The 22301-nt window shown below is 55.6% G+C and carries 19 protein-coding genes; 16 read left to right on the top strand and 3 right to left on the bottom strand.

The features are described from left to right. Position 1 precedes the first annotated feature (1 nt). The 3 genes from leuB to leuL form a co-directional block, all read right to left on the bottom strand. Positions 2-1093, bottom strand: a complete 1092-nt coding sequence (gene leuB / locus UTO39_RS10460; RefSeq protein ID WP_320727129.1) for a 3-isopropylmalate dehydrogenase — start codon at positions 1091-1093, stop codon at positions 2-4. Continuing rightward, entirely contained in the window at positions 1093-2664 is a 1572-nt protein-coding gene (gene leuA / locus UTO39_RS10465) for a 2-isopropylmalate synthase (protein ID WP_151413490.1), read from the bottom strand. The genes leuB and leuA overlap by 1 nt, the downstream gene beginning before the upstream one ends. A 91-nt stretch (positions 2665-2755) precedes the next feature. Further along, positions 2756-2842 carry a leu operon leader peptide gene (gene leuL, locus UTO39_RS22335; protein WP_071786497.1) on the bottom strand — a complete coding sequence of 29 codons (87 nt, stop codon included), beginning with the start codon at positions 2840-2842 and terminating at the stop codon, positions 2756-2758. A 609-nt stretch (positions 2843-3451) separates the two neighbouring features. On the opposite strand from leuL, the gene leuO reads away from it, so the two are divergent. The 16 genes from leuO (at position 3452) to UTO39_RS10545 (ending at position 22300) form a co-directional block, all read left to right on the top strand. Continuing rightward, complete coding sequence (gene leuO, locus UTO39_RS10470; protein ID WP_061099238.1) at positions 3452-4396, top strand: transcriptional regulator LeuO; 945 nt, start codon at positions 3452-3454, stop codon at positions 4394-4396. Positions 4397-4776: 380 nt separating this feature from the next. Then, positions 4777-6501: an acetolactate synthase 3 large subunit gene (ilvI, locus tag UTO39_RS10475; RefSeq protein ID WP_320727130.1), complete on the top strand. Its 1725-nt coding sequence runs from the start codon at positions 4777-4779 to the stop codon at positions 6499-6501. A gap of 1 nt (position 6502) precedes the next feature. Beyond that, entirely contained in the window at positions 6503-6994 is a 492-nt protein-coding gene (ilvN, locus tag UTO39_RS10480; RefSeq protein WP_045259452.1) for an acetolactate synthase small subunit, read from the top strand. Positions 6995-7173: 179 nt separating this feature from the next. Further along, complete coding sequence (gene cra / locus UTO39_RS10485) at positions 7174-8181, top strand: catabolite repressor/activator (protein WP_320727131.1); 1008 nt, start codon at positions 7174-7176, stop codon at positions 8179-8181. Positions 8182-8779: 598 nt separating this feature from the next. After that, positions 8780-9238, top strand: a complete 459-nt coding sequence (gene mraZ, locus UTO39_RS10490) for a division/cell wall cluster transcriptional repressor MraZ (RefSeq protein WP_014882537.1) — start codon at positions 8780-8782, stop codon at positions 9236-9238. A gap of 2 nt (positions 9239-9240) precedes the next feature. Continuing rightward, the gene (gene rsmH, locus UTO39_RS10495; protein WP_028015503.1) at positions 9241-10182 is read left to right on the top strand and encodes a 16S rRNA (cytosine(1402)-N(4))-methyltransferase RsmH; all 942 of its coding nucleotides are present in this window, start codon (positions 9241-9243) and stop codon (positions 10180-10182) included. Further along, positions 10179-10544 (top strand): cell division protein FtsL, encoded by a 366-nt coding sequence (ftsL, locus tag UTO39_RS10500; RefSeq protein WP_006173860.1) that lies wholly within the window; start codon positions 10179-10181, stop codon positions 10542-10544. The genes rsmH and ftsL overlap by 4 nt, the downstream gene beginning before the upstream one ends. A gap of 15 nt (positions 10545-10559) precedes the next feature. Further along, positions 10560-12326 (top strand): peptidoglycan glycosyltransferase FtsI, encoded by a 1767-nt coding sequence (locus UTO39_RS10505; protein ID WP_028015504.1) that lies wholly within the window; start codon positions 10560-10562, stop codon positions 12324-12326. Further along, positions 12313-13800 carry a UDP-N-acetylmuramoyl-L-alanyl-D-glutamate--2,6-diaminopimelate ligase gene (murE, locus tag UTO39_RS10510; RefSeq protein ID WP_061099235.1) on the top strand — a complete coding sequence of 496 codons (1488 nt, stop codon included), beginning with the start codon at positions 12313-12315 and terminating at the stop codon, positions 13798-13800. Before UTO39_RS10505 ends, murE begins: the two co-directional genes overlap by 14 nt. After that, the gene (murF, locus tag UTO39_RS10515; protein WP_320727132.1) at positions 13797-15155 is read left to right on the top strand and encodes a UDP-N-acetylmuramoyl-tripeptide--D-alanyl-D-alanine ligase; all 1359 of its coding nucleotides are present in this window, start codon (positions 13797-13799) and stop codon (positions 15153-15155) included. Before murE ends, murF begins: the two co-directional genes overlap by 4 nt. After that, positions 15149-16231, top strand: coding sequence for a phospho-N-acetylmuramoyl-pentapeptide-transferase (mraY, locus tag UTO39_RS10520; protein WP_008501985.1), 1083 nt, complete (start codon positions 15149-15151; stop codon positions 16229-16231). The genes murF and mraY overlap by 7 nt, the downstream gene beginning before the upstream one ends. Positions 16232-16233: 2 nt before the next feature. Continuing rightward, complete coding sequence (murD, locus tag UTO39_RS10525) at positions 16234-17550, top strand: UDP-N-acetylmuramoyl-L-alanine--D-glutamate ligase (protein ID WP_320727133.1); 1317 nt, start codon at positions 16234-16236, stop codon at positions 17548-17550. Beyond that, positions 17550-18794, top strand: coding sequence for a cell division protein FtsW (gene ftsW / locus UTO39_RS10530; protein WP_061099232.1), 1245 nt, complete (start codon positions 17550-17552; stop codon positions 18792-18794). Before murD ends, ftsW begins: the two co-directional genes overlap by 1 nt. Further along, positions 18791-19855: an undecaprenyldiphospho-muramoylpentapeptide beta-N-acetylglucosaminyltransferase gene (gene murG, locus UTO39_RS10535; protein WP_061099231.1), complete on the top strand. Its 1065-nt coding sequence runs from the start codon at positions 18791-18793 to the stop codon at positions 19853-19855. The genes ftsW and murG overlap by 4 nt, the downstream gene beginning before the upstream one ends. Before the next feature lie 56 nt (positions 19856-19911). After that, positions 19912-21387, top strand: a complete 1476-nt coding sequence (gene murC, locus UTO39_RS10540) for a UDP-N-acetylmuramate--L-alanine ligase (protein WP_028015510.1) — start codon at positions 19912-19914, stop codon at positions 21385-21387. After that, positions 21380-22300, top strand: a complete 921-nt coding sequence (locus UTO39_RS10545) for a D-alanine--D-alanine ligase (RefSeq protein ID WP_320727134.1) — start codon at positions 21380-21382, stop codon at positions 22298-22300. The genes murC and UTO39_RS10545 overlap by 8 nt, the downstream gene beginning before the upstream one ends. Position 22301 lies beyond the last annotated feature (1 nt).

The raw sequence follows: 22301 nt of genomic DNA on the forward strand, positions 1-22301 counted from the left end.
ATTACACCCCTTCAGCGACATAGCGGGCAATGATGTCACCCATTTCATCAGTACTGACTGCTGCCGTACCGCGCGCTAAGTCACCGGTACGGACGCCTTCTTCTAACGCCCGGTTAATGGCGCTTTCAATTGCGGTTGCTGCGTCGCCTGCATCGAGGCTGTAGCGCAGCAGCAGGGCCAGAGAGAGGATCTGCGCAATCGGGTTGGCAATGTTTTTACCGGCGATATCCGGCGCGGAGCCGCCCGCCGGCTCGTACAGGCCAAAGCCTTCTTCGTTCAGGCTGGCGGACGGCAGCATGCCCATAGAGCCGGTAATCATCGCGCACTCGTCAGACAAAATATCGCCGAACAGGTTGGAGCACAGCAGCACGTCAAACTGGGACGGATCCTTAATCAGCTGCATCGTTGCGTTGTCGATGTACATGTGTGACAGCTCAACGTCCGGGTACTGCTTAGCGACTTCACTGACGATCTCGCGCCACAAAATGGACGACTGCAGCACGTTCGCTTTATCAATAGAGGTCACCTTATGGCGGCGCTTGCGCGCAGACTCAAAGGCGATATGGGCGATACGTTCAATTTCGAAACGGTGATACACCTCGGTATCAAACGCTTTCTCGTGCTGACCGCTGCCTTCGCGACCCTTTGGCTGACCAAAATAGATGCCGCCCGTCAGCTCGCGCACGCAGAGAATGTCGAAACCGTTAGCCGCGATGTCTGCGCGCAGCGGGCAAAACTCTTCCAGCCCCTGATACAGCTTCGCCGGACGCAGGTTGCTGAACAGCTTAAAATGTTTACGCAGCGGCAGGAGCGCGCCGCGCTCCGGCTGCTCTGCCGGCTGCAGATGTTCCCATTTCGGGCCACCGACGGAGCCAAACAGCACGGCATCGGCATTTTCGCAGCCTTCAACGGTGGCTTTCGGCAATGGCGTTCCGTGGTTATCAATCGCAATACCGCCCACGTCGTAGTGGCTGGTGGTAATTTTCATCGCAAAACGCGAGCGAACGGCTTCCAGTACTTTCAGCGCCTGTGCCATCACTTCCGGGCCAATACCGTCACCCGGCAACACAGCAATATGGTAATTCTTCGACATTACACGGTTTCCTTGTTGTTCTCTTTATTCTGAGCTTTGCGTTGCAACTCTTTTTCGACTTCAGCGGCGCGCCAGATGTTGTTCAGGACATGCACCATCGCTTTCGCGGAGGATTCGACAATATCCGTCGCCAGGCCCACGCCGTGGAAGCGGCGGCCGTTGTAGTTGACGACGATATCCACCTGACCCAGCGCGTCTTTACCGTGCCCTTTCGCCGTCAGGTCATACTTCACCAGCTCAACGTCGTACTCGGTGACGCGGTTGATCGCCTGATAGATAGCGTCGACGGGGCCGTTGCCGTTTGCCGCTTCCGCTTTAATTTCCTCACCGCAGGCCAGCTTAACTGAGGCGGTGGCGATGTCGCTGGAGCCGGACTGCACGTTGAAGTAATCCAGACGGAAGTGCTCAGGCTCTTCCTGCTGCTTGTTGATGAAGGCCAGTGCTTCTAGGTCGTAATCGAACACCTGACCTTTTTTGTCGGCCAGCTTCAGGAACGCGTCGTACAGCTGATCCATGTTGTAATCGCTGTCCTGATAGCCCATCTCTTCCATCCGGTGTTTCACCGCCGCACGACCGGAACGGGAGGTCAGGTTCAGCTGCACCTGGTTCAGGCCGATGGATTCCGGAGTCATGATTTCGTAGTTTTCACGGTTTTTCAGCACGCCGTCCTGGTGAATGCCGGAGGAGTGGGCGAAGGCGCCGGTGCCGACAATCGCCTTGTTGGCCGGAATCGGCATGTTGCAAATCTGGCTGACGGTCTGGCTGGTGCGCCAGATTTCGTTGTGATTGATGCGGGTGTGCACGTTCATGATGTCTTTGCGCACCTTGATCGCCATGATCACTTCTTCCAGGGAACAGTTGCCCGCGCGTTCCCCGATACCGTTCATTGCACCTTCTACCTGACGGGCACCGGCGTGCACCGCGGCGATGGCATTGCCTACGGCCAGGCCCAAATCATCATGGGTATGTACTGAGATGATGGCTTTATCAATGTTCGGTACGCGCTCATACAGGCCGGTAATGATGTTGGAGAACTCAAACGGCATGGTGTAGCCGACGGTGTCAGGGATGTTGATGGTTTTAGCGCCCGCGTTGATGGCGGCTTCTACTACGCGCGCCAGGTCTTCAATCGGCGTACGGCCCGCATCTTCACAGGAGAATTCAACGTCATCGGTGTAATTGCGTGCGCGCTTAACCATGTATACCGCGCGTTCAATGACCTCATCCAGCGTGCTGCGCAACTTGGTTGCGATGTGCATGGGTGAGGTTGCAATAAAGGTATGAATACGGAAGGCTTCGGCCACTTTCAGCGACTCAGCAGCAACGTCGATGTCTTTTTCTACGCAGCGCGCCAGACCGCACACGCGGCTGTTTTTAATGGTGCGGGCGATAGTCTGTACGGATTCAAAATCACCCGGAGAGGAGACCGGGAAACCGACCTCCATCACGTCGACGCCCATACGTTCGAGAGCCAGCGCAATCTGCAGTTTCTCTTTTACACTCAGGCTTGCCTGTAATGCCTGTTCACCGTCACGTAAAGTAGTATCGAAAATAATGACTTGCTGGCTCATGGGTTAGGTCCTTGTCAGTCTTAGGGCGCCTTGCTACGAGCATAAAAAAACCCGCGCAGTGGCGCGGGTTTTTAGTCTTACTGGTGACGATTCAACGCTGAATTTCGCCCGCCAGTCTACCGCGCACAGTGGATGCGTTTAGTAGTAGTAGACCGGTGAAACGAATGGTGCGTGTCATGAATCGTGCTCCGTTAAATTCAATATGCTTTTAGTGGTACTGGATACGACTGTTCATGTCAACCCCTGATGGCAAAAACGGCCCCAGAAGGCGTAACAGACAGGATGTGTTGTTTAGCTTATTGTGCTGGATTTTAGATTTTTGACTTAACTAATTGTCTATTTTTGGACTTAAAAATCATTTGCACAAACGAATAAACATAACGGATATTTTTAAGGCAATTATGTCCTCACGAATTCTTTCCCTTTAAACTGTTTTAATATCATTAGTTTATCATTTTGAAGAGGTCTTATGCTCTATTCAAAAACAATCATCGATAACAGGTTATTAACTTAATTTCGCTCAAAATTGATAACAGTTTAATTATACTTAAGTCATCCTTAACTGGATGGTTGTTGTATATTGATTTGGTTTATGGTTTCATTCTATCACTAAAGTTAAACATATCCTTTGCGTCCATTTTTTATTTTAGCATCATTGTGTGATCTTTATATATTCCGATTTTTAAACAATTTTCTTTCGCTGGTCGTATTTGCATGGTAAATCATATTTTCCGAAATTATTACAGTGCGTTGGCGAAGGGAGTGTAGCGTGACAGTGGAGTCAGAAGTGCCAGAAAATAATATTAAACAACCACAAGTTACTGATGGGATTAAACCGCAGTTGCGCACGGTGGATCTTAATCTACTGACGGTGTTTGATGCTGTCATGCAGGAGCAGAATATCACCCGGGCGGCACAAACGTTGGGAATGTCACAACCCGCGGTAAGCAACGCGGTTGCCAGGCTTAAAGTGATGTTCAACGATGAGTTATTCGTTCGTTATGGCAGAGGGATCCAGCCCACAGCGCGGGCTTTCCAGCTTTTCGGCTCCATCCGCCAGGCGCTGCAGCTGGTGCAAAATGAGCTCCCGGGCTCAGGCTTTGAACCCTTAAGCAGTGAGCGGGTATTCCATCTCTGCGTCTGCAGTCCATTAGATAATTATCTGACATCAATTATTTATAATAAAGTTGAAGAGATCGCACCTAATATTAATCTCGTCTTTAAATCGTCCTTAAATCAAAACACCGAACACCAGTTACGTTACCAGGAAACCGAATTCGTCCTGGGGTATGAAGAATTCCGCCGTCCTGAATTTTCCTGTGTACCGCTGTTTAAAGATGAAATGGTGCTGGTTGCAAGCAAAAAACATCCGCGACTGAATGCGCCGTTACGTGAAAATGACGTTTATAGCGAACAGCATGCCGTTGTTGCGCTCGACAGATATGCCTCCTTTAGCCTGCCCTGGTACGACACTGCGGAGAAACAGGCGAGCGTGGCTTATCAGGGGATGGCCATGGTCAGCGTCTTAAACGTCGTTTCCCAGACGCAGCTGGTGGCAATTGCACCACGCTGGCTGGCAGAAGAGTTCTCTGGCGCGTTAAATCTGCAAATTTTGCCTCTGCCGCTCAAGCTAAATAGCCGCACCTGTTATCTCTCCTGGCATGAAGCCGCTGGACGGGATAAAGGACATCAGTGGATGGAAGAGCTACTTATTAGCATCTGCCGTCGATAATCGAATCAGGATAAATTGCATCTTTGCATGTGATTTATCCTGGTTTTGTTTCCTTTATTAATATTTTGTTCTGTTGCGTATTTTGTCTGGCGGTTGCCAGGCGTGTAAAAATAGATGATTTTCTACATCGCCGCGCTTTTCAGCGATGATTTATCATCTCATCCTCTAATTTCAGATGAATTAACCATATCCTCTGACAATGCCTGCTTTTTCTGCTTTCACGGCCTCTTCTCTCTCCTGGTTTGCGAATTGCCTGCCTCATAACGAGCGGTTAAGGTAAGTATCACTCTGCAAAATAGAAGACGGGTTCATCCCGATCGCAAGACGGTGCGGAAATGAATTCTGCGGTCCGTCTATAACAAAATGCCTGGAGGCAAAGCATGGAGATGTTGTCTGGCGCGGAAATGGTCGTCCGGTCGCTGATCGATCAGGGCGTAAAGCAAGTGTTCGGCTATCCTGGCGGTGCGGTTCTTGATATTTATGATGCGCTGCATACGGTAGGAGGCATTGACCATGTGCTGGTACGCCATGAGCAGGCGGCGGTACATATGGCTGATGGCCTGGCGCGTGCGACGGGTGAAGTGGGCGTGGTACTGGTCACGTCGGGGCCTGGTGCGACAAATGCCATTACCGGCATTGCGACCGCGTACATGGACTCTATTCCGCTCGTGATCCTTTCCGGACAGGTCGCGACATCCCTGATTGGCTATGATGCATTCCAGGAGTGCGACATGGTCGGGATTTCGCGTCCCGTTGTGAAGCACAGCTTCCTGGTCAAGCAAACTGAAGACATTCCTGGCGTGCTGAAGAAGGCGTTCTGGCTTGCGGCAAGCGGGCGCCCGGGTCCGGTGGTGGTCGATCTCCCGAAAGATATCCTGAACCCGGCAAACAAGCTGCCTTATGTCTGGCCGGAATCGGTGAGCATGCGCTCTTACAACCCAACAACGCAGGGCCACAAAGGTCAGATCAAACGCGCGCTGCAGACGCTGCTGGCTGCTAAAAAGCCGGTGGTCTATGTCGGTGGCGGAGCAGTCAATTCAGCGTGTGGGGCACAGCTTCGTGAACTGGTTGAAAAGCTCAATCTTCCTGTTGCGTCATCCCTGATGGGGCTCGGAGCGTTTCCTGCCACCCACCGTCAGGCGCTCGGCATGTTGGGTATGCACGGTACCTATGAAGCCAACATGACGATGCATCATTCTGACGTCATCTTTGCCGTCGGCGTGCGTTTTGACGATCGTACGACCAACAACCTGGCGAAGTACTGTCCGAATGCCACCGTGCTGCACATTGATATTGATCCAACCTCAATTTCAAAAACGGTGTCGGCCGATGTACCTATCGTCGGCGACGCTCGTCAGGTCCTTGAACAAATGCTGGATCTGCTGGCCCTGGAGAACGCAGCGCAGCCGCTGGATGAGATCCGCGACTGGTGGCAGCAAATTGAGCAGTGGCGCGCGCGGCAGTGTCTGAAATATGACGCCCAAAGCGAGCACATCAAGCCGCAGGCGGTCATCGAAGCGGTGTGGCGGCTGACGAAAGGCGACGCGTATGTGACCTCTGACGTGGGCCAGCATCAAATGTTTGCCGCCCTCTATTATCCGTTTGATAAACCCCGTCACTGGATCAACTCGGGGGGATTAGGCACGATGGGCTTTGGCCTGCCTGCCGCGCTGGGGGTGAAGCTGGCGCTGCCAAATGAAACCGTCGTCTGCGTGACCGGCGACGGCAGTATTCAGATGAACATTCAGGAACTCTCCACCGCGCTGCAGTATGAGCTGCCGGTACTGGTGCTCAACCTTAATAACGGCTATCTCGGTATGGTGAAGCAGTGGCAGGATATGATCTACTCGGGCCGCCACTCTCAGTCATACATGAAATCGCTGCCGGATTTTGTTCGTCTTGCTGAAGCTTACGGTCATGTGGGGATGCGGGTGACCGATCCGGCTGAACTGGAAACGAAGCTCGCAGAAGCGCTTGAGCACGTTAAAAACAACCGCCTCGTCTTTATGGATGTCATCGTTGATGGAACCGAGCACGTTTATCCGATGCATATTCGCGGCGGCGGTATGGACGAAATGTGGTTAAGCAAAACGGAGAGAACCTGATATGCGCCGGATATTATCGGTATTACTGGAAAACGAGTCTGGCGCACTGTCGCGCGTCATTGGGCTTTTTGCGCAGCGCGGCTATAACATTGAAAGCCTGACCGTTGCGCCAACGGACGATCCGACGCTGTCGCGTATGACGATTCAGACCGTTGGCGACGCCAAGGTAATTGAGCAGATCGAGAAACAGCTGCATAAGCTGGTCGATGTGCTGCGCGTGAGCGAGCTGGGGCAGGGCGCTTACGTTGAGCGTGAGGTCATGCTGGTAAAAATTCAGGCCAGCGGTTACGGGCGCGAAGAGGTCAAACGCAATGCGGACATTTTCCGCGGGCAGATCATCGACGTCACGCCTTCTCTTTATACGGTTCAGCTGGTCGGAACCAGTGACAAGCTGGACGCTTTTCTGGCGTCCGTGCGGGATGTAGCAAAAATAGTTGAGGTGGCGAGATCGGGGATCGTTGGTCTGTCACGCGGCGAGAAAATCATGCGGTAGTTGTTAAAAAGGTTCGCCTCTTTCAGCCCGGTCAGCAAAGCCGGGCTTTTTTTTGCGTAATCAGCCGACAACGCAGATAAAAGCGGTTGCCGCGAAGGCTTTTCTGCGTTTAGATGTTAAAAGATTTAACCATAACCTTGACAGGGCCATGGACTCTTTTCTTTTTTTAAGGGGCAATTGTGAAACTGGATGAAATCGCCCGGCTAGCCGGCGTGTCACGAACAACGGCCAGCTATGTGATTAACGGCAAAGCAAAGCAGTACCGCGTCAGCGATAAGACCGTTGAAAAAGTTATGGCGGTGGTTCGTGAGCATAATTACCATCCGAATGCTGTCGCTGCCGGCCTGCGTGCCGGGCGCACCCGCTCTATTGGTCTGGTGATACCGGATCTGGAAAACACCAGCTATACCCGTATCGCCAACTATCTTGAACGTCAGGCTCGCCAGCGCGGTTACCAGCTGCTGATTGCCTGTTCTGAAGATCAGCCCGATAACGAGATGCGCTGCATTGAACACCTGCTCCAGCGTCAGGTCGATGCCATCATCGTCTCGACCTCCTTACCGCCGGAGCATCCGTTCTACCAGCGCTGGGCGAACGATCCTTTCCCCATTGTTGCGCTGGACCGCGCGCTCGATCGTGAGCATTTTACAAGCGTAGTGGGTGCCGATCAGGATGACGCGGAAATGCTGGCCGCTGAGCTGAGAACTTTCCCCGCTGAAACGGTGCTGTATCTTGGCGCGCTGCCCGAGCTTTCCGTGAGCTTCCTGCGTGAGCAAGGGTTCAGAACCGCCTGGAAAGACGATCCGCGTGAAGTCCACTATCTCTATGCCAACAGCTACGAACGCGAAGCCGCTGCGCAGCTGTTCGAAAAATGGCTGGAGACGCACCCGATGCCCCAGGCGCTGTTCACCACGTCGTTTGCTCTTCTGCAGGGGGTGATGGATGTCACCTTACGTCGTGAAGGCAAGCTTCCCTCCGACCTGGCGATCGCCACGTTTGGGGATAACGAGCTTCTCGATTTCCTTCAGTGCCCGGTGCTGGCGGTAGCCCAGCGTCACCGCGATGTAGCTGAACGGATCCTGGAGATTGTTCTGGCGAGCCTGGATGAGCCGCGGAAACCGAAGCCGGGTCTGACGCGTATCAAACGTAATCTCTATCATCGCGGAATTTTGAGCCGCCATAAATGAAATGACGGGGCGGCGAAAACCGCCCCTTTTTACTGGAATAATTCGCCGAGTTAATTCCCGCAATGAAATTAGGATAATTCTTGAGAGATCGTAATCTACTATTTTTCTTAATTCATTTTGCCGTTTTAAATGAACCTTAAAGAATCACGAAGCCATTTTAAAAGCCTCTCTTTGTATTATTTTGTTACAAACCCTCTTCGGTCGATGAATATTCAGACGTTTTTCCTTAACCCCGACCGGCCAGCAACGCAACCGCCGCTCCCACCGACCATTTGAGTGAATCTGGCGCTGTTCTCCCCTGACAATCTGTCATAAAATGCTGCCCGCGTCGCAAACTGACACTTTATATTTATCTGCGATGATATTGAGTGAGCCTTAACGCTAGTGTGCATATTCGGTTTTTTTCTTACAAATATTCATAACGTTAATTTTGCCTCGCCAGTTGTGCAGTTATTAACCAGGACTGTTTATCTCTGTAAATAGAGGGCTTTCGGGTCCTTACAGGGAGAGTCCTGGCTTGACAAGCTTTTCCCTCGCTCCGTAAACTCCTTTAGGTGGGAATTTGTGGGTTAAAGTGGTGAGGAGGGGTGAGACTGGCATGTTCCGTGGAGCTACGTTAGTCAATCTCGACAGCAAAGGGCGTTTATCGGTCCCAACCCGATACCGCGACCAGCTGATTGAGAATGCTTCGGGTCAAATGGTTTGCACCATTGACATCAACTCCCCCTGCCTGCTGCTTTACCCCTTACCTGAATGGGAAATTATTGAGCAAAAGCTGTCGCGACTGTCGAGCATGAACCCGCAAGAGCGCCGCGTGCAGCGGCTGTTATTGGGACATGCCAGTGAGTGTCAGATGGATAGCGCCGGGCGATTACTGATCGCGCCCGTGCTGCGGCAACATGCCGGTCTGACCAAAGAAGTGATGCTGGTCGGGCAGTTCAACAAGTTTGAACTGTGGGACGAAACGACCTGGTATCAACAGGTCAAGGAAGATATCGACGCTGAGCAGTCTGATTCCGCAACTTTATCGGAACGGCTGCAGGACTTGTCTCTATAAATATGATGGAAAATTATAAACACAAAACGGTGTTACTGGACGAGGCCGTGAACGGCCTGAATATTCGTCCGGATGGCATCTACATTGATGGCACGTTTGGTCGCGGTGGTCACTCGCGTTTGATCCTCTCCCAGCTTGGAGAGGAAGGGCGTCTGCTGGCAATCGATCGCGATCCGCAGGCGATTGCCGTTGCACAAACCATCAATGACCCACGCTTTTCCATCGTGCATGGACCTTTCTCTGCGCTCGCGGATTACGTTGCCGAGCGCGATCTTACGGGCAAGATCGACGGGATTCTTCTCGATCTTGGCGTCTCTTCTCCCCAGCTTGATGATGCAGAACGCGGCTTCTCCTTTATGCGCGACGGTCCGCTGGACATGCGTATGGACCCGACGCGCGGCCAGTCTGCCGCCGAATGGCTGCAGACTGCTGACGAAGCGGATATTGCCTGGGTGATCAAAACCTTCGGCGAAGAACGTTTTGGCAAGCGCATTGCGCGCGCCATCGTTGAGCGCAACCGCGTAGAGCCAATGACCCGCACCAAAGAGCTGGCCGAAGTGATTGCGGCGGCAACGCCGGTGAAGGATAAGCACAAACATCCCGCGACCCGTACCTTCCAGGCGGTTCGCATCTGGGTAAACAGTGAACTGGAGGAAATAGAGCTGGCGCTAAAAAGCTCGCTCGACGTGCTGGCCCCGGGTGGGCGGTTATCCATCATCAGCTTCCATTCGCTGGAAGACCGCATTGTGAAACGCTTTATGCGTGAACAGAGCCGCGGTCCACAAGTACCAGCGGGGCTGCCGATGACGGAAGAACAACTCAGGAAGCTGGGTGGCCGTCAGTTGCGAGCATTAGGCAAGTTGATGCCGGGCGAAGAAGAGGTGGCAGAGAATCCACGCGCCCGTAGTTCAGTGCTGCGAGTTGCAGAGAGGACGAACGCATGATCGGCAGAGTGACAGAAACCCTAAGCAAAGTTAAGGGATCGTTAGGAAGCAACGAGCGCCATGCCTTGCCTGGCGTGATCGGCGACGATCTTTTGCGGTTCGGGAAACTGCCACTCTGCCTGTTCATTTGCATCATTGTTACGGCAGTTACGGTGGTGACCACAGCTCACCATACACGTTTATTGACTGCGCAACGCGAGCAGCTGGTGCTGGAACGCGATGCGCTGGATATTGAATGGCGAAATCTGATCCTTGAAGAAAACGCGCTCGGCGATCACAGCCGGGTTGAACGGATCGCAACGGAAAAGCTGCAACTGCAGCATGTTGATCCTTCCCAGGAAAATATCGTAGTACAAAAATAAGGGAAAACGCGACGCATGAAAGCAGCGGCAAAAACGCTAAAACCAAAACGTCAGGAAGAACAGGCCAACTTTATCAGTTGGCGTTTTGCGTTGCTTTGCGGCTGCATTTTACTGGCGCTGGGTTTCCTGCTGGGACGCGTGGCGTGGTTGCAAATCATCGCCCCTGACATGCTGGTACGCCAGGGAGACATGCGCTCCCTTCGCGTTCAGGAAGTATCGACTTCTCGCGGAATGATAACCGACCGTTCAGGCCGCCCGCTGGCGGTGAGCGTGCCGGTGAAAGCGATTTGGGCCGACCCGAAAGAGCTGCACGACGCCGGTGGCATCACGCTTGATAACCGCTGGAAAGCGCTGTCAGATGCGCTAAAAATGCCGCTGGATCAGCTTGCCTCCCGCGTCAACGCGAACCCGAAAGGGCGTTTTATCTATCTGGCGCGCCAGGTTAACCCTGACATGGCGGACTATATTCGAAAACTGAAGCTGCCGGGCATTCATCTGCGCGAAGAATCCCGTCGTTACTATCCGTCCGGCGAAGTAACCGCTCACCTCATCGGTTTCACCAACGTCGACAGCCAGGGGATTGAGGGCGTTGAAAAAAGCTTCGATAAGTGGCTCACCGGCCAGCCTGGCGAGCGTATCGTACGTAAAGACCGCTACGGGCGCGTCATCGAAGATATCTCCTCTACGGACAGCCAGGCGGCGCACAACCTGGCCCTGAGCATCGACGAGCGCCTGCAGGCGCTGGTCTACCGCGAGCTGAACAACGCCGTGGCGTTTAACAAGGCAGAATCCGGCAGCGCCGTGCTGGTGGACGTTAGCACTGGCGAAGTGCTGGCGATGGCCAACAGTCCGTCCTACAACCCGAACAACTTTACCGGCACCGCAAAAGATGCGATGCGTAACCGGGCGATTACCGACGTGTTCGAACCGGGCTCCACGGTGAAACCGATGGTGGTGATGACGGCGCTTCAGCGCGGTATCGTCAATGAAAACACGGTCCTGAACACGATCCCTTACCGTATTAACGGCCACGAGATTAAAGACGTGGCGCGCTACAGCGAATTGACCCTGACCGGGGTGCTACAGAAGTCGAGTAACGTCGGTGTTTCAAAGCTGGCGTTAGCGATGCCGTCCTCAGCGTTAGTAGAGACTTACTCACGTTTTGGACTTGGAAAGGCGACCAATTTGGGGTTGGTCGGAGAACGCAGTGGCTTATATCCTCAAAAACAACGGTGGTCTGACATAGAGAGGGCCACCTTCTCTTTCGGCTACGGGCTAATGGTAACCCCGTTACAGTTAGCGCGAGTCTACGCAACGATTGGCAGCTACGGCGTCTATCGCCCGCTGTCCATCACCAAAGTTGATCCACCGGTTCCGGGCGAGCGTATCTTCCCGGAATCCATCGTTCGTACCGTTGTGCACATGATGGAAAGCGTGGCGCTGCCGGGCGGCGGCGGCGTGAAGGCGGCCATCAAAGGCTATCGCATCGCCATTAAAACCGGTACGGCGAAAAAGGTGGGGCCAGACGGTCGCTACATCAACAAATACATTGCCTATACCGCAGGCGTTGCGCCTGCAAGCAATCCGCGTTTTGCGCTGGTGGTCGTCATTAACGATCCACAGGCGGGTAAATACTACGGCGGCGCCGTCTCCGCGCCCGTGTTCGGGGCCATCATGGGCGGCGTGTTACGCACCATGAACGTTGAACCGGATGCGCTGGCGACGGGCGAAAAAAGTGAATTTGTAATTAATCAAGGCGAGGGTACAGGTGGCAGATCGTAATTTGCGCGACCTTCTCGCTCCGTGGGTGCCAAATGCACCGGAGCGAGCACTGCGAGAGATGGTACTGGACAGCCGCGTGGCTGCTTCTGGCGATCTTTTTGTGGCGGTGGTTGGTCATCAGGCGGACGGGCGTCGTTATATCCCGCAGGCGATTGCGCAAGGTGTTGCTGCCATTATTGCTGAGGCTAAAGACGAGGCAACCGACGGCGAGATCCGTGAAATGCACGGGGTGCCGGTTATCTACCTCAGCCAGTTGAATGAGCGTCTCTCTGCACTGGCAGGACGTTTTTATCACGAACCTTCCGACCAGCTGCGTCTGGTTGGCGTGACGGGCACGAACGGAAAAACCACCACCACGCAGCTGATGGCGCAGTGGGCCCAGCTGCTGGGTGAAACCGGCGCGGTGATGGGTACCGTGGGTAACGGCCTGCTGGGCAAAGTGAGCCCGACGGAAAACACCACCGGCTCGGCGGTTGACGTACAGCACGTGCTTGCCGGTCTGGCAGGGCAGGGGGCGACCTTTGCCGCGATGGAAGTTTCTTCGCACGGTCTGGTACAGCACCGCGTCGCGGCCCTGAAGTTTGCTGCTTCAGTGTTCACCAACCTGAGCCGCGATCACCTTGATTATCATGGTGATATGGAACATTACGAAGCCGCGAAATGGCTGCTGTTCTCTACTCACCATTACGGCCAGGCCATCATCAATGCCGACGACGAAGTGGGCCGCCGCTGGCTTGCGAAGCTGCCAGACGCGGTAGCGGTGTCGATGGAAGACCATATCAATCCGAACTGCCACGGCCGCTGGCTGAAGGCCGTTGACGTTAACTATCACGACAGTGGCGCGACGATCCGCTTTGCCTCTTCCTGGGGTGAAGGAGAAATTGAAAGCCGCCTGATGGGGGCGTTTAACGTCAGCAACCTGCTGCTGGCGCTGGCCACGCTGCTGGCGTTGGGGTACCCGATGGACGAACTGCTGAAAACGTCAGCGCGTCTGCAGCCGGTTTGCGGCCGTATGGAAGTGTTTAGCGCGCCGGGCAAACCGACCGTGGTTGTCGATTATGCCCACACGCCGGATGCGCTGGAAAAAGCGCTGGAAGCGGCACGTCTGCACTGCACCGGTAAGCTCTGGTGCGTCTTCGGCTGCGGCGGCGATCGCGACAAAGGCAAACGTCCACTGATGGGTGCCATTGCGGAGCAGTTCGCGGACATTCCGGTTGTGACCGATGACAACCCGCGTACTGAAGAGCCGCGCGCCATCATCAACGACATTCTGGCGGGTATGCTGGACGCCGGTCGCGCCCGCGTGGTGGAAGGCCGCGCGGAAGCCGTGACGAACACCATCATGCAGGCAAAAGAAAACGACGTGGTTCTGCTGGCCGGTAAGGGCCATGAAGATTATCAGATTGTTGGCAATCGTCGTCTGGATTACTCCGACCGCGTAACGGCAGCGCGTCTGCTGGGAGTCGTCGCATGATTAGCATCACCTTAAGCCAGGCAGCGTCAGTCCTCCATGGCGAACTGCTGGGCCCGGATCTGACCATTGATGCCGTCACGACCGACACGCGGAAAGTGACCGCAGGCTGTCTGTTTGTGGCGCTGAAAGGCGAGCGTTTCGACGCCCATGATTTTGCCGGACAGGCCAAAGAAAACGGCGCTGGCGCGCTGCTGGTCAGCCGCAGGATCGATGTCGATCTGCCGCAGATTGTGGTGAACGATACGCGTCTCGCGTTCGGTGAACTGGCCGCCTGGGTTCGTCAGCAGGTGCCTGCTCGCGTTGTCGCGCTGACCGGGTCTTCGGGCAAAACGTCAGTGAAAGAGATGACGGCGGCCATCCTCAGCCAGTGCGGTAATACGCTTTATACCGCAGGCAACCTCAATAATGACATTGGCGTGCCGATGACATTACTTCGCCTGACCAAAGAGCATGAATTTGCGGTGATCGAGTTAGGGGCAAACCACCAGGGCGAAATCGCCTGGACCGTGAGCCTGACTCGCCCGGAAGCGGCGCTGGTGAATAACCTCGCGGCTGCGCACCTGGAAGGCTTTGGCTCGCTGGAAGGCGTGGCGAAAGCGAAAGGCGAAATCTACACCGGTCTGCCCGCTGACGGCATTGCCATTCTCAATGCCGACAACAACGACTGGCTGAACTGGCAGAGCATCATTGGCTCGCGTAAAACCTGGCGCTTTTCGCCGAACGCGGCCAACAGCGACTTTACCGCGACCAATATCCATGTGACGTCGCACGGTACGGAATTCACGCTCGCTACCCCAACGGGTGACGTAGACGTGCTGTTACCGCTGCCGGGACGCCATAACATCGCCAATGCGCTTGCGGCAGCGGCCTTGTCGACGGCGGTAGGTGCGTCGCATGAGGCGATTAAAACCGGGCTGGCGAATTTAAAAGCCGTGCCGGGACGCCTGTACCCGATCCCGCTTGCAGAAAACAAACTGCTGCTGGATGACTCCTACAACGCGAACGTCGGCTCAATGACGGCGGCGGTGCAGGTGCTATCTGAAATGCCGGGCTACCGCGTCATGGTGGTCGGCGACATGGCGGAGCTGGGCGATGAAAGCGAAGCCTGCCATACCCAGGTGGGTGAAGCGGCGAAAGCCGCGGGGCTGGACTGCGTGCTGAGCGCAGGAAAGCTGAGCCAGGCGATTAGCCGTGCCAGCGGCGTTGGCGAACATTTTGCCGACAAAGCCGCGTTGATTGAGCGCCTTAAGGCATTAATTTCAGAAAAACAAATTGTGACAGTGTTAGTGAAAGGTTCACGTAGTGCCGCCATGGAAGAGGTTGTGCACGCATTACAGGAGAACGGGACATGTTAGTTTGGCTGGCCGAACATTTGGTCAAATATTATTCAGGCTTTAACGTCTTTTCTTATCTGACGTTTCGCGCCATCGTCAGCCTGCTGACTGCGCTGTTCATCTCGTTGTGGATGGGCCCGCGCATGATTGCCCGTCTGCAAAAGCTCTCTTTCGGCCAGGTCGTACGTAACGACGGTCCGGAGTCGCACTTCAGCAAGCGCGGTACGCCAACGATGGGCGGGATCATGATCCTGACCGCAATCGTCGTTTCCGTGCTGCTGTGGGCCTATCCCTCTAACCCGTACGTCTGGTGCGTGCTGACCGTACTGGTGGGCTACGGCATTATCGGGTTTGTGGATGATTACCGCAAAGTCGTACGCAAAGACACGAAGGGCCTGATTGCCCGCTGGAAGTATTTCTGGATGTCAGTAATTGCGCTGGGCGTGGCCTTTGCGCTGTATCTGGCAGGGAAAGACACCCCTGCTACCGAGCTGGTGGTGCCGTTCTTTAAAGACGTGATGCCGCAGTTGGGGCTGTTCTACATCCTGCTGGCCTACTTTGTGATTGTTGGCACCGGTAACGCCGTTAACCTGACCGATGGCCTGGATGGTCTGGCGATTATGCCGACCGTCTTCGTGGCGGCTGGCTTTGCGCTGGTGGCGTGGGCGACCGGAAACATGAACTTTGCGAACTATCTGCACATCCCTTATCTGCGTCACGCGGGTGAGCTGGTGATCGTCTGTACGGCGATAGTCGGCGCGGGGCTGGGCTTCCTGTGGTTCAATACCTATCCGGCGCAGGTCTTTATGGGCGACGTCGGTTCTCTGGCGCTGGGCGGCGCTCTGGGCATTATCGCCGTGCTGCTGCGTCAGGAGTTCCTGCTGGTGATCATGGGCGGCGTGTTTGTGGTTGAAACCCTGTCGGTGATTTTGCAGGTCGGCTCCTTCAAACTGCGCGGTCAGCGCATCTTCCGTATGGCGCCGATCCACCACCACTATGAACTGAAAGGCTGGCCGGAGCCGCGCGTGATTGTGCGCTTCTGGATTATTTCGCTGATGCTGGTGCTGATTGGCCTGGCAACGCTGAAGGTACGTTAATCATGGCAGATTACCAGGGCAAAAAAGTCGTTATCATCGGGTTAGGCCTCACTGGCCTCTCCTGCGTGGACTTTTTCCTTGCGCGCGGCGTGACGCCGCGCGTGATGGATACGCGTGTCTCTCCGCCGGGTCTGGACAAGCTGCCGGAACAGGTTGAACGCCACCTTGGTGGTCTGAATGATGACTGGCTGCTGGCAGCCGATCTGATTGTCGCCAGCCCGGGAATGGCGCTGGCGCACCCTTCACTGAGCGCCGCTGCGGATGCGGGCGTTGAGATTGTCGGCGATATCGAGCTGTTCTGCCGCGAAGCGCAGGCGCCGGTTATCGCGATCACCGGTTCTAACGGCAAAAGTACCGTCACCACCCTGGTGGGTGAAATGGCGAAAGCCGCAGGCATGAACGTAGGGGTAGGCGGCAATATCGGTCTGCCCGCGCTGATGCTGCTGGACAAAGGCTGCGAGCTGTACGTTCTGGAACTTTCCAGCTTCCAGCTTGAAACCACCTCCAGTCTGCATGCGGCGGCGGCAACGATCCTCAACGTGACTGAAGATCATATGGACCGGTATCCATTTGGTCTGCAGCAGTACCGCGCGGCCAAGCTGCGCGTTTACGAAAACGCCAAAGTCTGCGTGGTTAACGCCGACGACGCGCTGACCATGCCGGTGCGCGGCGCGGACGAGCGCTGCATCAGCTTTGGTATCACCATGGGTGATTATCATCTGAACCGTCAGCTGGGCGAAACCTGGCTGCGCGTAAAAGGTGAAAAAGTGCTGAACGTGAAGGAGATGAAGCTTTCCGGCCAGCACAACTACACCAACGCCCTGGCGGCGCTGGCCCTGGCAGATGCCGTAGGGCTGCCGCGCTCTTCCAGCCTGAAAGCGTTGACCACGTTTTCCGGCCTGGCGCACCGTTTCCAGCTGGCGCTGGAGCATAACGGCGTGCGCTGGATTAATGACTCCAAAGCGACCAACGTGGGTAGCACGGAGGCCGCGCTGAACGGCCTGCACGTTGACGGTACTCTGCATCTGCTGTTGGGTGGTGACGGCAAATCCGCTGATTTCTCCTCCCTGAAGCAATACCTCACCGGCGATAACATCCGCCTGTACTGCTTCGGTCGTGACGGCAGCGAGCTGGCTGAGCTACGCCCGGAAATTGCCGAGCAAACTGAAACGATGGAACAGGCGATGCGCCTGATTGCCCCGCGCGTGAAGCCTGGCGACATGGTTCTGCTCTCCCCGGCGTGCGCCAGCCTCGATCAGTTTAAGAATTTCGAACAGCGTGGCGATGTCTTTACCCGCCTTGCGAAGGAGTTAGGCTGATGCGTTTATCTCTCCCTCGCCTGAAAATGCCGCGCCTGCCAGGATTTGGAATTCTGGTGTGGCTGTTTGCGGCGCTGAAAGGCTGGGTGATGGCTTCACGGGATAAAGATTCCGATAGCCTGATTATGTACGACCGCACCCTGTTCTGGCTGACGCTGGGGCTGGCGGCGATCGGCTTTATCATGGTGACCTCGGCCTCCATGCCTGTCGGACAGCGTCTGGCTAACGATCCCTTCCTTTTCGCCAAGCGTGACGGGCTGTACATCATTCTGGCGTTTTGCCTGGCAATGGTGACGCTTCGTCTGCCGATGGCGTTCTGGCAGCGGCACAGTACCGCGATGCTGATCGCCTCCATTATCATGCTTCTTATTGTACTGGTTGTCGGGAGCTCCGTTAACGGGGCATCGCGCTGGATCGCCTTCGGCCCGCTGCGTATTCAGCCGGCGGAATTTACCAAGCTTTCACTGTTCTGCTATCTGGCGAACTACCTGGTGCGAAAAGTCGATGAGGTGCGTAACAACCTTCGCGGCTTCTTAAAGCCGATGGGCGTGATTCTGGTGCTGGCGATCCTGCTGCTGGCGCAGCCTGACCTCGGTACCGTTGTCGTACTGTTTGTCACGACGCTGGCGATGCTGTTCCTGGCAGGAGCCAAGCTGTGGCAGTTCATCGCCATTATCGGAATGGGGATATCAGCAGTGGTGCTGCTGATCCTCGCTGAGCCTTACCGTATCCGCCGCGTGACCTCGTTCTGGAACCCGTGGGAAGATCCTTTCGGCAGCGGTTATCAGCTGACGCAGTCGCTGATGGCGTTTGGCCGCGGTGAAGTCTGGGGGCAAGGCCTGGGTAACTCGGTACAGAAACTGGAGTATTTACCGGAAGCACACACCGACTTCATCTTCTCCATTATTGGGGAAGAACTGGGTTATATCGGTGTGGTATTGGCGCTATTAATGGTATTCTTCGTCGCTTTCCGCGCCATGTCGATTGGCCGAAAAGCGCTGGAGATCGATCACCGCTTCTCAGGCTTCTTAGCTTGCTCAATTGGTATCTGGTTTAGCTTCCAGGCACTGGTTAACGTCGGGGCCGCAGCGGGTATGCTGCCGACCAAAGGTCTGACGTTGCCGCTAATCAGCTATGGTGGTTCGAGCCTGTTGATCATGTCGACGGCCATTATGTTTTTGTTACGCATAGATTATGAGACGCGTCTGGAGAAAGCCCAGGCGTTTACACGAGGTTCACGATGAATCAACCGAAGCGGTTAATGGTGATGGCAGGCGGTACCGGTGGACACGTGTTCCCGGGGCTGGCGGTTGCGCACCATTTAATGGAGCAGGGCTGGCAGGTACGCTGGCTGGGAACCGCAGACCGCATGGAAGCCGACCTGGTGCCAAAGCACGGTATTGAGATCGACTTTATTCGTATTTCCGGCCTGCGGGGCAAAGGCCTCAAGGCCATGCTGCTGGCGCCGGTGCGTATTTTTAACGCCTGGCGTCAGGCGCGCACCATTATGAAGCGCTTTAAGCCCGATGTGGTGCTGGGCATGGGCGGCTATGTTTCTGGTCCCGGCGGGCTGGCCGCGTGGTCGTTAGGCATTCCCGTTGTGCTGCATGAGCAAAACGGTATTGCCGGTCTGACCAACAAGTGGCTGGCGAAAATCGCCACCAAAGTGATGCAGGCGTTTCCCGGCGCGTTTCCGAAAGCGGACGTGGTGGGTAACCCGGTGCGCGTCGACGTGCTGGCGCTGCCGCTGCCGGATGCCCGCCTGGCGGGACGCGAAGGCCCGGTTCGTGTTTTGGTCGTTGGCGGTTCTCAGGGGGCGCGCATCCTGAACCAGACAATGCCGCAGGTGGCGGCAAAGCTGGGTGATGCCGTGACTATCTGGCACCAAAGCGGTAAAGGCGCTCAGCAGACCGTTGAGCAGGCTTACGCAGATGAAGGCCAGCCGCAGCATAAAGTGACGGAATTTATTGACGATATGGCCGCAGCCTATGCCTGGGCCGATGTCGTGGTCTGCCGCTCTGGCGCGCTGACGGTGAGCGAAATCGCCGCCGCCGGCTTGCCCGCGCTGTTCGTGCCGTTCCAGCACAAAGACCGACAGCAGTACTGGAATGCGCTGCCGCTTGAGAAAGCCGGCGCGGCGAAAATTTTTGAGCAGCCACAATTTACCGCTGATGCGGTCGCCACCACCCTGGCGGGCTGGAACAGAGACGCACTGCTGGAGATGGCACAGCGCGCGCGCGCTGCCGCTATCCCGGATGCGACAGAACGGGTGGCAAAAGAAGTGAGTCTGGCAACCCGGGCTTAACCCTCGCAGCGCGCGTTGCGCTGCACGAATTTTAAGTAGTCGATGGCGTTTAGAGAATGAATACACAACAACTGGCAAAACTGCGTTCAATCGTGCCCGAGATGCGTCGCGTCCGGCACATTCACTTTGTTGGCATCGGTGGTGCTGGCATGGGCGGTATTGCCGAAGTGTTAGCTAACGAAGGCTATCAGATCAGCGGGTCTGACCTGGCGCCAAACCCTGTCACGCAGCAGCTGGCGTCGCTTGGGGCGACTATCTATTTCAACCATCGCCCGGAAAACGTGCGCGATGCGAGCGTGGTGGTGGTCTCAAGCGCCATCTCCTCTGACAATCCGGAAATTGTTGCCGCGCACGAAGCGCGCATTCCGGTGATCCGCCGCGCAGAAATGCTGGCGGAACTGATGCGTTTCCGCCACGGCATCGCGATTGCCGGCACCCACGGTAAAACCACGACCACGGCGATGGTTTCCAGCATTTATGCGGAAGCGGGTCTCGACCCGACGTTCGTTAACGGCGGTCTGGTGAAAGCCGCAGGCGTGCATGCGCGTCTGGGCCACAGCCGTTATCTGATTGCGGAAGCGGATGAGAGCGACGCGTCGTTCCTGCACCTGCAGCCGATGGTGGCGATTGTCACCAACATCGAAGCCGACCATATGGATACTTACCAGGGCGACTTCGAGAACTTAAAGCAGACCTTCATTAACTTCCTGCACAACCTGCCGTTCTACGGACGCGCGGTGATGTGCGTGGACGATCCGGTGATCCGCGAGCTGCTGCCGCGCGTCGGGCGTCAAATCACCACCTACGGCTTCAGCGAAGACGCTGACGTCCGTGTGGAAGAGTACAAACAGATTGGTGCGCAGGGGCATTTCACTCTGGCGCGTCAGGACAAAGAGCTGCTACACGTCACGCTGAATGCGCCAGGACGCCATAACGCGCTCAATGCCGCAGCAGCAGTGGCTGTTGCGACGGAAGAAGGCATTGATGATGAGGCTATTCTGCGCGCGCTGGAAAGCTTCCAGGGCACGGGGCGTCGCTTCGACTTCCTCGGCGAGTTCCCGCTGGATGCGGTGAACGGTAAGCCAGGTACCGCGATGCTGGTGGACGACTACGGTCACCATCCGACCGAAGTGGACGCGACCATCAAAGCCGCACGCGCGGGCTGGCCGGAGAAGAATCTGGTGATGATCTTCCAGCCGCACCGCTTCACGCGTACCCGCGATCTGTATGACGATTTCGCCAGCGTGCTGTCACAGGTGGATACCCTGCTGATGCTGGATGTTTACGCCGCCGGCGAAACGCCAATTCCGGGCGCAGACAGCCGTTCCCTGTGTCGTACCATCCGCGGGCGCGGTAAAGTTGACCCTATTCTGGTTTCAGACCCGGCACAGGTAGCGGAAATTCTGGCACCTGTCCTGACCGGTAACGATCTGATCCTGATTCAGGGTGCGGGAAATATCGGCAAAATCGCCCGTACCTTAGCTGAAATCAAACTGAAGCCGCAAACCCAGGAGGATGAGCATCATGGCTGATAAGATTGCAGTCCTCTCTGGCGGCACTTCCGCTGAACGCGAGGTTTCTCTGAATTCCGGCGCTGCCGTGCTGGCGGGCCTGCGGGAAGGCGGCGTAAACGCGCATCTGGTCGATCCAAAAGAGGTCGACGTGACGCAATTAAAAGCGATGGGCTTCGATAAAGTCTTTATCGCGTTACATGGTCGTGGCGGTGAAGACGGAACCCTGCAGGGGCTTCTGGAGCTGATCGGCCTGCCTTACACCGGCAGCGGCGTGATGGCATCCGCCATCTCTATGGATAAACTGCGCAGTAAGTTACTCTGGCAGGGAGCGGGTGTACCCGTTGCGCCGTGGGTGGCGCTGACGCGCGGCGAATTTGAATTGGGCCTGTCGGACAGCGTTAATACACGCATTGCGGCACTGGGCTTACCGGTTATTGTAAAGCCGAGCCGGGAAGGGTCGAGCGTCGGGATGTCAAAGGTCGATAAAGCTGAAGATTTAACATCTGCTTTAGCACTGGCATTTCAACATGATGAAGAAGTTCTGATTGAAAAATGGCTCAGCGGGCCGGAATTTACCGTCGCGATGCTTGGCGAAGAAATTTTACCGTCAATTCGCATCCAACCCGCCGGAGTCTTCTATGATTATGAGGCGAAGTATCTCTCTGATGAGACGCAATATTTCTGCCCTTGTGGTCTTGAAGCAGAGCGTGAAGCCGAATTACAGTCCCTGGTGCTTAAAGCCTGGAATGTTTTGGGCTGCAGCGGCTGGGGACGCATTGATGTGATGCAGGACAATGACGGGCAGTTTTATCTGCTGGAAGCCAATACCTCACCGGGAATGACCAGCCACAGCCTTGTGCCGATGGCGGCGCGTCAGGCGGGAATGAGCTTCTCGCAGTTAGTCGTACGTATTCTGGACCAGGCGGGCTGAT

Origin of the sequence: Enterobacter sp. 118C5 (assembly GCF_034107645.1) — a bacterium.
GTDB classification, from domain to species: Bacteria; Pseudomonadota; Gammaproteobacteria; order Enterobacterales; family Enterobacteriaceae; genus Enterobacter; species Enterobacter nematophilus.